The sequence below is a fragment of the Chitinophaga deserti genome (assembly GCF_003149455.1).
GTDB classification, from domain to species: domain Bacteria; phylum Bacteroidota; class Bacteroidia; order Chitinophagales; family Chitinophagaceae; genus Chitinophaga; species Chitinophaga deserti.
Map to the genome: position 1 here is coordinate 127763 of NZ_QFFK01000008.1, position 15718 is coordinate 143480.

Consider the following 15718-nt stretch of genomic DNA (forward strand, 5'->3'; position numbering starts at 1 on the left):
CGTGAACGTACAGGAATACATACGAAGTGGTGTGATCGAAAGCTATGTGCTGGATCTGGCTACGCCTGAAGAAAGGGCGGAAGTGGAAAGGTATAGACTACAGTATCCGGAAGTGGAAGCGTCAATTCTCTCAATGGAAGCAGCATTGGAAGCAAATTGTATGGAGAATGCGGTGCCGCTGACGCAGGATGTATGGGACGTGATTGCCGGGCGACTGAAGCAATCTAATTCTTTACCCGATGAACAGCAGAGATTGAAAGCACTACCTGCAAATACCCCGCTGCGCCCGATTGTAAACCCCAATTGGCGGAAGTTAGGAGTGGCTGCAGCAGTATTGCTCTGTGTAAGCTTGATTGGTAATGTGTTGCTGTATCAGCGTTATCAAAATATTCATAACGACTATACCGCTCTGGTACAGGAGAAAGATCTTTTGCTGGCCGGTTTAAATAAAAACCGTGATTCGCTGGATCGTATGTATGCTCAGGTCCGCACGGTGGCTGCACCGGGTATGCAAAAAATTCCTTTGGGTGGTGTGGCCGGTAAGGAAACATTTAGCGCCACGGTTTACTGGAACAGTAACAGCCGGGAAGTATACCTTTTCCCAAATAATTTACCGGAAGCACCTCAGGGCCGGCAATACCAATTATGGGCCTTGGTAGATGGTAAACCGGTTGATGCCGGTGTTATTGATATCTCTGAAGGACTAAGTCTCCTTAAACCCATTTTACGGGCAGACGCCTTTGCCATTACCCTCGAGAAGGAAGGCGGCAATAATGTACCGGATCTGACCCAGCTTTACGTAATGGGCAAGGTTTCCGGGTAGTTGGTAATCACTATTGCACCTGGCATCTTCGTTCATATATTCCAGTGAAGCCGCCCCAATAATACTATTGAGGCGGCTTTTGTTATGCATTACACCATTGGAACTTCCAGCACTCCGGTGTGTCCCGGAAGGTCAGTAGCGGTAGCTGTGATGTGTACATCATCCGGTGTATAATGCGCCTTAACAGCCGTGTAAATCCATTGTAACGATATCCTGCCTTTCTATGGCAGTAGGTTTTGCAAAACGATGTAGGAACTGATAGCAATGCGTATGCCGGCAGTTCAGGCACAGCTTTTGCCACTTTATTAATAATATCAGCTATAAAAGTAACAATTAGCATATATAGACCGTTACATACCAATGCAGAGATTTTTTGTATTGATTTTTAACACCTAACTATAAGATAAGATTTGGAAACCATTCAGACCGCGCAAGTGGACTATTCGATAGTCATTTGTACATATAACCCGGACCGCGAAGTATTCAGGCGCTGCCTCAGGGCAGTAGCGAAGCTGAACTACAATGGGCTTACCGCAGAAACGATTGTGGTGGATAACAACAGTAATCCGGCCCTTAATGAGGCGGCATTGCGTACCATTGCCCCGGGCATTCCAGGGCTCCGCCTTATCCGTGAAACCATTCCCGGTGTGGTGCAGGCACGTATTACTGCTATAAAGGCATCAAAGGGGGATACCATTGTGTATTTCGATGACGACAATGAACCGGAAAGCGATTACCTGCAGGCTCACAGTAAGCTCTTGCCTCAATACCCGCAAGTGGGTGCATGGGGGCCGGGGCATGTTACGGTAGAGTATACAGACGGAATTGATCCCCGACTTACATCTTTTGCCACGAGGGCTTTCCAGGAACGCCATGAAAGCACCACCCGGTTCGATAATCAGCTGGAATGGCAGGACTGTTACCCGTTTGGAACAGGTATGTGTATCCGCCGCGATATTCTGCTGCGCTATCTGGAACTGGCAGAGGCCGGCAGTGTAACCCTTGAAGGGCGTACGGCGCGCAAGCTTACGAGCGGGGAAGATACCCAGATGGTACTGGTAGGGCTTCGGAACGGATATGCTGCCGGTGTATCGCCCGTTTTACGCCTCCGCCACCTTATTCCCGCAAGGAAAGCCAACGCAGCTTACCTGAAGCGGCTGGCATATGGTACAAGTGTTTGCTATGAAATGAGCCTGCTGCAGGTTTTCCCGGAAAGGGAAGCTATCCTGGATACACGCATTATGGCACCGGCCAAGTTTAACCGTAAATCATTTAAAAGATGGGCAGCTGCAGGCTTCGGGCTTCACCCCTCTAAAACTTTCGAACTGGCCAGTTATATCGGTTTCCATGAGGGGATCTATATAGCTGCCGGACGCCCGGTACCAGCCTTCGTTAACTGGGTAACCCGGATACTCCGGTTCCGCTAATCTGTCAAACTATTCCTTTTTTTAATTATATATGTCTCTTACAACTAATAGCAAGCATTCTCCTGTAGGGATTTCAGTCATCATCTGCTGCTACAACAGTTCGCAACGGATAGGAGAAACCCTCCGCCACCTGGCCCGTCAGCAATTTCCGGAAGATTTCAGGTACGAAGTACTGCTGGTAGACAATGACTCCACCGACGATACCGCCGCAGTAGCACGTGCTATTTGGGACAAGGAAGGCCCGGCAGGGATCCCGCTCAGGATTGTGGAGGAACTCCGCGCCGGACAGATGTATGCCCGCGATAAGGGTGTTAAAGAAGCTGCTTACGATAGTATTGTGTTTTGCGACGACGATAACTGGCTTAATCCCGATTATGTATACTATGCCTGGAAAACCCTCCGGGAAAACCCCACTGTAGGCGCGGCCGGGGGCAGCAATTATCCGGTAACGGATGCGCCTGCTTATCCTGACTGGTTTCCCGAACATGCCGATAAATTTGCCCTGGGCGTGCCGGGAGAAGAATCGGGTATCGTAAACAACCGGAGTTTTATCCTCGGAGCAGGTATGGTAACCCGCAGAAAGCTTTTCCTGGCCATGTACCCCGACGAACACCCTACGCTGCTGGCCGGCAGAAATGGCAGTAAGCTCAGTACGGGCGACGATTTCGAGTATTGCAAAAGGCTCATGATCGCCGGGTACGACCTCTACTTCGAAAAGCGCCTCAGTCTCAAGCATTTCATTCCCCGCCAACGCCTTATGCCGGAATATCTTGAAAGACTGCTGGCTGGCATTAACGACGCTACCCCTACCATCGAACTATATGATCTCGCATTACGGGCACACCGGCGGAACAAGAAAAAGAACCGCTGGCGTATGTTGCTGCTGTCGCCCTTCCGGATTATCTTTACCAAATGGGGCCTGATGAACCGTGTGCTGATTGATGAAAAGAATACCCTGTATTACCTTTCGCCGATTGATTTAGGTGGTTCGCATGAGATGAAAGTTATCAAGAAATTCTTCCGGTACGCTAAAAGCGTGGAGCCGGGTAAAATCTGACGAACGGGAAAGGTTTTTAATGCAATCCGTCTCCGCCAGGCCCGTGAGTTATAATACTATGGAAAATTATAAGGTACAATCGCCGGTGTTATTTATCGTGTTCAACCGTCCGGATACCACCGGTAAAGTGTTTGAACGCATTCGTGAAGTAAAGCCTTCCCGGCTGTACATAGCGGCAGACGGCCCCCGTGCATCACGGCCGGCCGATGAAGTAAACTGCACTGAAGTACGGCAGATCGTTCAGCAGGTGGATTGGGACTGTGAAGTGAAAACCCTTTTCAGTGACGTAAATAAAGGATGCAAAATCGCGGTATCCGATGCCATCACCTGGTTCTTCGATAATGAGCCGGAAGGTATAATCCTCGAAGACGACTGTTTCCCCGCCATTAGTTTCTTCTCTTTCTGCGACCAGATGCTGGAACGCTACCGGAACGATTTTAACATATTTTCCATTACCGGCACCAACAAGCTGAAAGGCCAGCGGTGGACGGACGCCGATTACTACTTTTCCCGGTATGCGAACATCTGGGGATGGGCCAGCTGGGCACGCGTATGGAAGGGATACGACCGTACCATGAGCCGCTTTGAGGAGCATGAAGTGGAAAAGGTAATGGCCCGGGTGTACGACGATCGTTTCTTCATTGAAGACTATGTCAATATCTTCAAAAAACTCAAAGCAGGAGAAATCGATACCTGGGATTATCAGTTCAATTTCCTTGGTTTCTTTACTGAAGGACTCACAATTACCCCCAACGTTAATCTTATCACTAATATCGGATTCGGAGAAGGCGCCACGCATACCTTCGATACCGTAAACCCGTTTGCGGCAATGCCCATAGGAGAGCTTACGGAGCCACTGAAGCATCCGGCTTCCACCGTACCTGTAATGGGGGCGGATGCGGTATACCTGCGGGTAGAGCATGACCTCGATGCCAGGTGGGCCAGGTATATGAAACGTACTAAACGTATCAAGCGGTGGTTAAAACGCACTTTTTTAGGAAAGTAGCAGCCTTGACGGAGCGGTTTTCTCAAATTTGCCGTAATTTGTCATCAGTCAGATGCTAAGTTCTATTTATATCATATGATACTGATCGCCATTCTCCTCCCCGCATTATCTTTCCTCCTCAGGGGCATGATCCTGCATGCCATACTTTGCCTGGTGCTGCAGATCACCCTGATCGGGTGGTTACCGGCCGCCATCTGGGCAGTTGTTTCCCTGAACAATGCCCGGGCAGACAGGCGGGCAGACCGTATCGTAAGGGCCATGCGGAATATGAAGTCCTGATCAGCCCCTTTTTTACGGAATTCCGCCACTTCCCCAAATATTTTTCCGCATCTCGTAACTGCTCCTTCCAAAACAGGGTAATTTTCCCTGAAACCCTTATCTGTACTGCGTTCTGCAGGCTGCTTCCCCTTTTGACAGTATGATTGTTGTTTTTTCCTGATCCGACATGCCACCAGGCATAGTGAATAGTAATTTTGCATCCGGATCATGTTGCATACACAGGCGCCGCCGGGTATACTCACAGCATGTTTATTTTATTTCTGACCATGAATACTCCAGCTAAACAGTTAAAGAAGAAGAAGTCCAACCGCTCACTCTTCTATCGTATTTCGGCCTGGCTGCACCTTTGGCTCGGACTGGTGACGGGAATTATCGTAGTTATCGTGTGCCTTACCGCCTGCATCTGGGTATTTAACGAGGAAATCACCGATATGATGGAGCCACAGCATGCCGTGGCGAAGCAGGAAAAGGCAGTGATCCTCCCCTCGCAGATCATGAAGGTTGCGGAGACTGAATTCCCGGGCAAGCGGGTGAGTTATGCCACTTTCCGGCAAGGCAGGGTAGTGGAAGCCGGAGTTGGCGGCCGCAGGGGTGGTTCCAGCATGAAGCTGAACCCCTATACTGCTCAGGTGGTGACTAAAGAAGTGCGTAAAGAAGGCGAAACAGGGTTCTTCCGCTGGGTACTGAACGGGCACCGATTCCTCTGGATGCCGGTAGCAATAGGCCGCCCCATCGTTAACTACAGCATACTCATATTTCTTATTACCCTGATAACCGGGATGGTCATGTGGTGGCCAAAGAAATGGAACAAATCCACCCGCCAGCAGAGTTTCAATATCAAATGGAAAGGCACCATCAAACGGGTTAACTACGACCTGCACAATGTATTGGGCTTTTACGCATTGCTGTTACTCTTCGCCATAGGGGCCACCGGTATCGTATACGGTATTCAGTGGTGGAGCAAGGGCCTTTACTGGGCTACTTCGGGCGGTAAATCCCTGCCGGAGTATGTAGAAAAGAAATCGGACTCCCTGCAGGCAGGGAAGCATTACACCCCGGAGCAGGCTGCCGATATCGCATTCCAGACCGTACTGCGGAAGCACCCGGATGCCAATGGCTTCTATATGTCTTTCCCGGATACCTCCAAGCCGAAGTCCGGCATACTGGTGATAGCTTATCCCAGCAAAGGACAATACTACAATTCGGAGCGTTACACCTTCGACCAGCATACGCTGCAGGAGCTGAAAGAACCGCGGACCATTTACGATGGCAGCTATGCCGAAGCGGAATTTGGTACCAAACTGCGGAAGATGAATTATGACATTCACGTAGGGAGCATACTTGGACTGCCCGGTAAGATACTGGCGTTTTTCGCCAGCCTGATAGGGGCCACATTGCCTGTAACCGGGTTCATCATCTGGTGGGGCAAGAAGAAAAAGCAGAAGAAACCAGCGAAAAAGGCGGCTGTTCCTCGCAGACAGGTAGAAGTCGTATAAATAAAGTGTTTTATAAAAAAAGGGAATGCCGTTCACGAAACAGCATTCCCTTTTTTATATAAGCCGGATGGTATTATGGATTGGTAGAGAAAATGGAGCCGTTGGCGATCAGCGCTCTCCGGTTCATTTTCAGCATATCAGTCACCCATTGGGCAAAGTCTTCGGGCTGCAGCACTTTCTCCGGATTCCCGTCTGTAAGCGTACCTACAGTGAGATCTGTAGCAATAGTACTGGGGGTAAGTGTTATTACACGGATGTTGTTTTTACGCCACTCCGCCATCATAGATTGCGAAAGGGAAATAACTGCCGCTTTGGAAGCAGCGTAGGCCGACATGCCGGCCGCTCCCTTGAGGCCTGCAGTGGATGCCACATTCACAATATCCCCTTCATTCTTTTCTTTCATAAAAGGATACACTGCTTTGGCTGCATAGTACACGCCGAACAGGTTGATGTCTATCACCTTTTTCCAGGTTTCGGAAGACATTTCTTCCAGTGTCCCGAAATCGCCGATACCGGCATTGTTGATCAGTATATCCACTCCGCCCAGTTGGGCTGCCAGTGTTTTAATACCCTCATTGGTCGCTTTCTCATCGGCAGCATCAAACACTGCATATACCGCCTCTACGCCCAGCTTCTTGATTTCTTCCGCAGCAGCCTTCAGCCGGTCTTCATTACGGCCAGTAATGGCAATATTCACCCCTTCAGCGGCCAACGCCAGTGCTACGGCCTTTCCTAATCCTCTTCCGCCTCCGGTAACGATGGCTTTCTTTCCCTTTAAGTCAATCATGGTATGTATAATTTTGAATTTGAAAGTTGTTATACCCTTTTAGGGGACCCAAAGATACGACACGGAAAGATCAGAAAAAGGAACCCATTACCGGTTTGCCCTGCAGTATAAATGTAAAAACCCGCTCATAGAGCGGGTTTTTACATTTGCGCGACCCGGAACTAACTTTTAAGCTGGAAGGGCACACTGCCCACGATCATGAGTTTTTTGATGGGAACGCCTTGTCCCTTGCTCGTGATTTCTGCTGGGGATGCATAGAAGTTTACATCCGCCAGGTGCTGGGGTGCTACCTGCTTTACATGCTCGATAAAATCGGACCCGGTTCCCATGGTGCCAACAATAGGAATGATATTGGCGCCATCCGGGGGATTTGTTGCGCCCTTGTAGTATTTGAAATTGATGGTGGAATCAAAATCGTCCGGCCAGCGCACCTGTACGGTAGGTGCATAGTTGGGCGTGAGGATCGGCTGCTTGGGGAAAATGATGGTATTAGCTGCATCCGGCCCGGGAACGGAGAACTCGATAAAACCATCTGTGGGCAGGTTCTGGCATTGAATGCCAATATTCAGCAATCCGCCCTGGTCCGCACCATATATGGTTGCATAGTTTTCGATGGTAGGCTGCGTGGCATCTACTTCCGTGGTGTTTTTCCAGCCCACGTTAGGATGCGTGAGGATGAAGTTTGCCATATCGTTCACTGTGCCGATGCCGTAAAGGTCCGGTGGTTCCAGCTGGTCATCCCCGTTTTTTACCCACGCCACGAGGCAGTAATGGTTATTATCTCTGGGAGGTTTCCATTTAAATGGTTCAATGGTGGCTGCCAGTCCCTGTGCCTGCGCTACCACCTGTGCAGCATTGATCGGCACGTTGGTGCCTTCGGTGTGCATGATGGTATCCATCATCCAGTTCTGCGGCCATAACACAATGCTCGTATCCACATAATACAGGTAGATCGTTGATGTGATCGCCGTTAATTCTGTATTGATGCCGCGGGCGTATACGAAGTTCGTTTGCAACGGCGTCTGGTTATCGCCGTCGGGCAGGCCCTGGTTGTAATTGTTCATGTCCAGCAACGACTGCGGGTCTGCCAGCGGTACAGTTCCGGAAATACAAATGTCGGGTGATTGCGTCCAGCTGGGGCCTTTTGCATTATCGGGCGTTTCACCTACGTAGTCCCTGATAAATAGTCCTTGGTATGCCATAGGAATGTTTTAAGAAATTAGGAATTGATTTGAAATACTTGCGCAATATTGTTGCTGTTTAAACATGCTAAGTAAATGGATGAAGCATCCGGCAACATCGTGATACCTACCGGGTAGCGGATGTCGCGTTCCCAGGTCAGCGTTTGCAGGATACGGAGAGAGCTGGTGCTCACCACCCTTACTCCGGTAATATCGGCATCGGTGATAAACAGCCGGGTGCCGTCAGGAGAAATACATAACCGTTGCAGGTTGATCAGCGCACTGTAGGAAGAAGGGTATTTGTATTCCTTCATCTCCTGTTTGGCAATGTCTATCAACGTGAAACTGGTCACCAGGTTGGTTTGCGCCAATATGTACAACGTTCCGTTGTCTGGCGATACCACCATGGATCTGGCGATGCTGTTGATCGTGTATATCTTTGTATCCGGCTGGTATGTACCGCTTTCATCCCTGTTGATCGTATAAATCTTACCGGCATACGCATCCAGTACAAAAACTGCCGACGCATCCGGCGAATTGGCCAGCAGGATGGTATTGGATTTTATGGTAGATACGAACAGGTCATTCTGGGAGATGACCGTATAAATGTTAGAATTGATATCGCATGCGTACGTTATCAGCGTATGTTGACCTGTGGCATCTTTTGCAAGGAGGAACATATGATCGCCGCTGGCAGACATGGTGATATTCAGCGGTTGCCGGACTGCGCCACCTGCCCCTGTAGGGATGGGGATCTTCAGCTGTGAGGCAAACGTGGTAGCATCCAGTACTTCCACATTATCGTCGCTGCCGGCGATGAGGAACATCTTTTTCACCGGTACCTGCGGGGAAAATACACAGCCAATAACATCGGTGGTATCCAGTTTGCTGACCACTGCGCCGGTTGCCACATTGTAGATGTACAGCCCTTTGGAATAGCTGCCATTCCCCATTGTTATGAGCGCATTGTGCCAGGTTACAACAGATTTATTGTCGTTGCTGATCACGATGTCTGTAGGCAGCTTACCTACAGATACGGGGGCGTTCTGCATCTGGTAGTTGGTGAGATTAATCACCGTCAGCGATTTATCAGTATTGCTCGCGGCAAATACCATGGCATCGTCGAGCGACAATGAAATCCCTGCCGGGTTACTTACCGTGGGTATACCTGCTTCCAGGATTTTTACATTGGAAACCCCGGCGCCACAGCTCACCAGGGCAACGGTGTTGCTGCCATTGTTGGTGACAAAGGCATAGGCCCGGCTGGTATCCGTATCAATGCTCATCGGCGTGTTGCCAAGGGGTAATTCCTGGCGCAGGGATGAGCCCCGGTCGTCGTGATGCACTGCAATGAGTTTGTTACTCCCTTTACATACAACGAGGAGCGTATCCCCTGTAGGGTCGCCTACCGCCACATCCACGGGCTGCGAATCGAGGTTATCGATATTGCGTATGAAATTGAAACTGTCGTTCAGGGAACTGTAACCCACCACAGATACGTTGTTGGAATCAGTATTAGCGATGTACACCAATGCCCCGGTGGGGTCGGTTGCCAGTCCGCCTGCATTGAGCCCTACGGGCACATCGTTCTTCACGGCAAATACGGTATCGCTCAGCTTTTGGATAACGATCAGGTGCCCCTGAGAATCGGCTGTGTTGTTGCAGGTAACGAAAACATAGTCTTCATCCGGCCCCACGGCAATGTGAGAGGGCGTATTATCCAGCGGTACGGTGCAAACGATACTGAACGAGTAAGAAGAGGTGCTGTCATTGTATGTTACACCAATCACGGTCAGTGTTCCATTATCTTCTGCCGAAAACAGGTATTTACCATTAGTGGAAAACAGCAGGTCTACCGGCTTGCCACTCACAGGAATAGGGTCGGTATAGCGGTCGTAGGTAAGTGAATTTAGGATTTCCACGCAGTTGGCCGGCTGATTGAGTGCGGCTACGAATTGCGCATCCGGAGAGGCTACCACCTGTTGGGGAATGAAATCGATGTTCACGTTCCTGGGCTCCTGGTCAAATGCCTGTATCAGTACGCTTCGCTGCAGCTCGTATAATTTAGCCGTGTTTTTCGGGACGATAGACCACATCCCCGGTGCTTTCACTGATTTATAGATCGTACCTGATTTATCCACCGGCTCTTTCGTATTGTCGCGGACATTGACAAGGTACACGGGCTCGTTGGTATCCACATCCCAGTAGAATTTCACATCATGGGGGAAGTCTTTTTTATAGATCGCCGTTGGTGTTGCTACAAAGGAGTTGATTTCCGGGAGCACATTCGCCGTTACGGTTTTCATCACCGTATTGCCGGGTCCGCCGGCGCCATTGGCTACGAGTGTGATATCGGTGCTTTCCGTGAGCTGGGCTTTATAGGATGTTACCTTCGTCACATCTTCATAGAACGGCATCAGCGTCAGCAATTTGAAATTTTTGGCCGTCCAGCTAATTGTCACTTCTGCCACACCGTTTTGCACGATAGCCGGGTTGGGGGATACCGTAATATCATCTACCGCTACATGCGGGATCTTGTTCAGAACGATGTAGTAGGAGCCGTCGTTGTATCCGGGTACATCCTGGTATTGCACGAACATGAGGGTAGGCCCCGGCTCAAAAGTGGTCACGATCTGGTCTATGTCTATCTGCACAATTGATTTGGCGCCGGTGCCGATGATGGGCTGGTTATCCGGCGGTACCATCAGCCAGCAGGGGTTTTGCTGGTCGGCGTTTTGGGTGATCACCCAATCGCTGGCGTTCTGGCCCTGCCGTACTTTTATTTTTGCGGCAGATGCCGGTGTCGTTAATGCACCATATCCCGGCCAGTCGGCGGCATAAACGAATGATACGGTGAATACCGTTTTGGGCCCGGCTTTTACCACTGCTGGCGTAGGCCCTGGCTTGAATACGAACGTGATGCTGTTCATCACCGGGTCGTACCCGTCGATGCTGTTAAAGATATCGCTGGCTGAATTGAGTTCACAGCCGATGGCGGTATTCAGGTCTTTGAACCCGCCGGGCGCGTTTTGCAGCAATACTTTAAAGAAAGACACCTGGGGCAGCCTTCCGCTGGAGGCCGGGGGCACCCTGAAGCTGCTGACATTCAGACTGGCATTGGGGGATGCGGGCGGATTGCTCATCGTTAACCCGTTGATCTCAATCTGGATCATATCTCCTGTACCGCTGCCCAGCGTAATTTCTTCCGTGGGCGTCATACATATCTGATAATTATCCGGGTACAGTTGAAATTGCCAGTCTGTTGCAGAACAGGTTAATGCGCCAAACTCCGCGGGCGTGAGTTGCAGCGCGGAAAGGTCCAGGTAGAGGATGGAGCCTGTGGCTGCAGGGGCATCACTTTTGGGAACGAGCACGCCCGGTGAAAATGTACCCACGCCGGTATTGAGGGTAATATCCAGCGTCAGTTTATTTACGGCCGGGTCTGTCGTAATGTAGATCGTATTGGCGGCGGATGGGTTTCCCATCTCGTAAGACAGCTGTGGCAATGGGTTTTGTAACGTATCTATTTCATGAGACAGCTGCGGCAATTTGCTTACTAGTGTTTCCATGTGTGTGTGTTAAACTGTTTTGAAATATTGTTTACTGGATGATGGAAAGGAAGGATGCATCGGTACCGTTATTCACGCCGGTTACATCCATATAGTCTACATACATCTGTACCTGCCCGCTGTTGGCAGCTACAAATGCTTTAGTAATGCTGAAAGGAATTTCCCCGCCCGGGACCAGCGTTATTTCAGCAACGGGTGTGCAGGCCCAGTAGTTTCCGTATTGCAGGTTGTTCATGCACTTAAACGTCCAGCCCTCGCAGGTTATCACTACATCAGGCACTTTATCGTCGCTGATCAGTTTGCCAAAGTGGATGTAGAACACGGCTCCGGTATTAGGATCGCCTTCGGGTAACAGCTGGCCGGGTTTGCAGGTAAGGTCTGTAGGCTTGCGGTTTTTCACCGTTAGCGTGAAGTCGTTATCCTTACCGGGCACTGCTGCGGGCTGCCCCAGCGTGTTCAGCATCACAAAACTGAGCAGTTGCGGGTTCAGCCGCAGCCATCCTTCCCGGATGGCCTGTGGCGTGTATGCGGCAATTGCCTGACTGGTGGTGAAGTTGATATCCGGTACCGTTGCCCATACGGGTTTATTGGCTACCAGGGTTTCTTCCACCCAACTCCATTGATAGCCTTCTTCTGCGGGGAGCGGCAGGTTGAACCCGGTTGCGCCCTGCAGTACGGGCGTGGTGAGGAAGGTCATCTCAAGGGTACTGATGATGTCGGTATATTCATCCGGTGGTATCTGAATGTTCATCACCGGCTGGATGCCGCAGGTGGCATAAATGGCCGCCCGGGGATCTACCAGCATCAATACTTTCACGGCATCCTGCATGAGATCGGCAGGATCGGGAGCGTCTACTTTAGGGGATACGTTTACCATCAGGTTGGTAGCCGCGGGCTTTACGACGCCGTTTGTGCCTGTTGCCGCTTCGGAATAGAATGACGAGAAGTCATACCCGCCCTTGCCCTGTTTGAAATATCCGATAAGCCCGTCATCGATCTTGTCGAGATCGCCCAGAATAACGGGGAACTGTACGCCGGTGAAATTATTATCCTCCGGCTCCAGTGCGTACCAGCTTTGATTGAGTGCGGGCCCGCCCGCAGCTTCCAGCCGCAGCATGGCCTGTGTAACTGCTACCGGCCGGCCAATCAGCACCGCCAGATCATTGTTTTGGGCATAGTTGGCGGGGTTCACGAAATTATGCATTGAGTCTACCGCCGTCCAGAAATCGAGGAAGAATGCCGGCGTGCCTGACATGAGGTTTTGGGCGAATGCCGCAAAAACAGCATTCTGATAAGCAAAAACAGCGGATAAAGATTGGTTGATGGTTTTATTGTCGCCCGGGGCAGACTGCCAAAGTATGGTGGTATGGTCGCCATCCAGGTACATGGTGCCAAGGGCATGTCCCTGCTGATCGTAAAAGAACAGGCTGGCATCGAGGTGATTGGGCATTATCCAGCCGCAAATGGGCGTGGTAGCAGGGTGCAGCGTCATTTCCTGAGCTTCGATGCTATCAGTGGCCGATAGCCAACGGAATATCAGCCGCGAGGGCTGGGAGATCCGTGGCGGTAAGAAAGCAGTTTCAGGGATCTGCTTGTCTTTGTACCAGCTGATCATGGAGGAGGCGTAACATTGGTCCATGATCTGTATTTCCCGCTTGTTACCATAAACATCCACCGCGGTGAGTTTTGTATTCAGATATCCGGCACGGATGGGGTTGAAAAATCCATTCGGTTCCGGCGATACGCTGTAGGAATCTCCCACGATATCGCTTACGCTTTCGGTAAGGGGAGCGTATGGATTATTGTCAGGTACTTTAATGTTCAGCTGCAGATCCTGATCCTGCATGAGCAGCGAATTGCCGAACCCGTTGATGGAAAATGAAACATACTGGCCCGTTCCCAGATCGTCGAGGATCGTTTGCAGGGTACTGTCGGTATGATCTTCCAGGTATTCCGCCAGTTGTTTGGCAAAACTGTCGGCCGCGCTGAGGGTAAGGATGGCCGAACCGCTGTAGCCTTCTTTGTTGTTTGCGATGATCTGTGTAGGATCAGCCGGACCTTTATAAGTGATAAACCCGCCGGCGTTTTGATCTACGTCGTAGTTGTTGAAGAAGAAATTGTTGCTGTATGATTGCAGCGCTTCTCCTTTCTGCGTGGGCTGCAGCGGAGAAAAGTCGGCTTCCCAGATCACCATAATGGGGTTCCAGGGGTTACCATTCCACCAGTGGACTGCTTTCGCTGCCGGCAACATACCGGTAAGCGTGTAGGTGGATTGGGGCAATCCATCCAGCGCTGCCTGCAAACTATCCTGCAAAGTGGCAACGGCAATCCCGGATAGTACGGATACGATGTTGGTATTCAGTAAACAACTTTCTTCCAGTAATTGATTGAACAGGTCTGGTTGCGGCAATGTATTCGGGCCGGGCAGGCTGATGTTGTTAAACTGTGCTGCGGTAATGGTGACGTTGTTGACAACGATGGAATCCAGCAGCTGGTTGTTTATCCGGCAAACAAGGTATCCGGCTTCATCCAGCCCCCTGAGGCCAAAGCGTGCTGCGCCGATAAATTCGGGCGCGGTGAGCATAAGCACCGGTTCGTTCGGCTGCCAGTACCTGCTGGCAGGCGTTTCTTTTAATTCCAGTTGCGGTTTGATCCTTCGTTCCTGGTTCAGTGCGGCCAGCTGGTCACCTACCAGTTTCAGTTGCTTGTCCAGATCGTCTTTAAGTCCGGTGAGCGCAGGTTGCAGGGTGTCGTCATAAAATCCGATCTGCTCCCTGATCAGTGCGTCCAGCTCGTTTTTTGTGATGTCATCATCGGCTTTCATCAACCGGTACCAGTTGGCAAACAGCAGGCCCTTGAAATAGGCGTCGTAATCCTTATAGTAATCGTACTGCTGCTGATATTGGTTCAGCTGGTTCAGGGAATTACCTGTTTGCAGCGGGAGGTTGGTGGCAGGAGTGTCGTTGCCGGGGTCGTTGATGTTTTCGTCGTCGGGCTTTTGAACGATGAGGTATACGCTGCCGGCGTCGGAGGGATTGAACTGTTTGCCGTGCAGCAGCTCCTGCAATAACGCCAGCTGTCCGCCTTCCGGATTCTTGAAGGTGGGCAGGATGCCTGTCTGGAAGGCATTCAGCAGATCTTCAAAAAAGTCGATATCCGGGTGGAGTCTTTTTTTGAAATAGGCGGAAAATGCTTCCGACGGATTGTTACCGATGGTTACGGAGGCGGGGATAGGTCCCTGGTTGGGCCCGTCTACGATGTAACTGGTTTTTACATCCCAGGTAATAGCTTCTGTTAAGCCGCTGTAAAACGACCAGCCCGGGGTAGCGTCGCTATCGTTGAAGGTCCAGCCATAGGAAGATTGTATTTGTTCCTTCGTTTTGCCGCCATATAAGGGGTCGTTAGCCGGCTGGCTGTACCAGCCTGTTAGCTGGTACATAACATCTGCGGGGCCATCGATCTTATCCATATCGTCGTAAAAGCCGAAGATGTTACGGGAATTGGGATAGAAGGCTGCAAAGCAGGTGTCGCCATTGGCTACGGCGCTCAGTTCCTGCCCGGTAAGGTCTTTGAATTTATTGGCATCGGCCGGTTCTTTCCATTCGGGTGTGAACACGGCGGAAATACCGGTGTAGCGGTAGTTTTGTTCCTTGTCACTGACTGTTTTTACCGGCAGGGTTACTACGGCGTCGGGAGGATTAACGCCGGCATCGTACAGGCCGTCGCTTTCTATGATCCACGTAGTTCGCGAGGGCACGCCTGCGTTGATGATGATGCGGCTCAGCAGCCAGCGGTTGGGGGTAACGGCGAAGTTGGTCTGGCTGGACGTGCTGTCGTAATTACCCCTGGTCAGCGCTTCCGGGAGCGCCCAGTGCAGGTGGATGCCTTTCTTCAGTTGATTCAGCGGTGCATCTGTCAGCTTGCGGACCACGTTGGAACCCAGGAATGCATCGTAAATGCCTGTCTGGTTGATGAACGTGGTAGTGGCGCCCGCGAAGGTACTGGTGCCATTGGCGTCTTCCTGGTCTTTTATACCCACGCAAAGTGCGGTGATATCCACAGGTACGATCAATCCGTTATTAGTTTGAGGCAT

General features: G+C 50.8%; 10 protein-coding genes. 6 read left to right on the forward strand and 4 right to left on the reverse strand.

Features of this window, described 5'->3' with window-relative positions; genetic code table 11:
- The first annotated feature begins 1 nt into the window (after position 1).
- From DEV76_RS18700 to DEV76_RS18725, 6 genes are all read left to right on the forward strand, one after another.
- Entirely contained in the window at positions 2 to 823 is an 822-nt protein-coding gene (locus DEV76_RS18700) for an anti-sigma factor (protein ID WP_109699456.1), read from the forward strand.
- Between the two features lie 410 nt (positions 824 to 1233).
- Positions 1234 to 2250 (forward strand): glycosyltransferase, encoded by a 1017-nt coding sequence (locus DEV76_RS18705; RefSeq protein ID WP_109699457.1) that lies wholly within the window; start codon positions 1234 to 1236, stop codon positions 2248 to 2250.
- A 31-nt stretch (positions 2251 to 2281) separates the two neighbouring features.
- Positions 2282 to 3307, forward strand: coding sequence for a glycosyltransferase (locus tag DEV76_RS18710; protein WP_109699458.1), 1026 nt, complete (start codon positions 2282 to 2284; stop codon positions 3305 to 3307).
- A gap of 58 nt (positions 3308 to 3365) precedes the next feature.
- Entirely contained in the window at positions 3366 to 4313 is a 948-nt protein-coding gene (locus DEV76_RS18715; protein ID WP_109699654.1) for a nucleotide-diphospho-sugar transferase, read from the forward strand.
- A gap of 75 nt (positions 4314 to 4388) precedes the next feature.
- Entirely contained in the window at positions 4389 to 4592 is a 204-nt protein-coding gene (locus DEV76_RS18720; protein ID WP_109699459.1) for a YqaE/Pmp3 family membrane protein, read from the forward strand.
- A gap of 266 nt (positions 4593 to 4858) precedes the next feature.
- Positions 4859 to 6088 carry a PepSY-associated TM helix domain-containing protein gene (locus DEV76_RS18725; protein WP_109699460.1) on the forward strand — a complete coding sequence of 410 codons (1230 nt, stop codon included), beginning with the start codon at positions 4859 to 4861 and terminating at the stop codon, positions 6086 to 6088.
- A 73-nt stretch (positions 6089 to 6161) separates the two neighbouring features.
- Here DEV76_RS18725 and DEV76_RS18730 read toward each other — a convergent pair whose 3' ends face one another.
- The 4 genes from DEV76_RS18730 to DEV76_RS18745 form a co-directional block, all read right to left on the reverse strand.
- A complete protein-coding gene (locus tag DEV76_RS18730) occupies positions 6162 to 6875 on the reverse strand; it encodes a 3-ketoacyl-ACP reductase (protein WP_198652128.1) in 714 nt (237 codons plus the stop codon).
- Positions 6876 to 7036: 161 nt separating this feature from the next.
- Complete coding sequence (locus tag DEV76_RS18735) at positions 7037 to 8077, reverse strand: hypothetical protein (protein WP_109699461.1); 1041 nt, start codon at positions 8075 to 8077, stop codon at positions 7037 to 7039.
- A gap of 17 nt (positions 8078 to 8094) precedes the next feature.
- Complete coding sequence (locus tag DEV76_RS18740; protein ID WP_109699462.1) at positions 8095 to 11625, reverse strand: YncE family protein; 3531 nt, start codon at positions 11623 to 11625, stop codon at positions 8095 to 8097.
- Positions 11626 to 11656: 31 nt separating this feature from the next.
- On the reverse strand, positions 11657 to 15718 hold the full coding sequence (locus DEV76_RS18745) for a hypothetical protein (RefSeq protein WP_109699463.1): 4062 nt from the start codon (positions 15716 to 15718) through the stop codon (positions 11657 to 11659).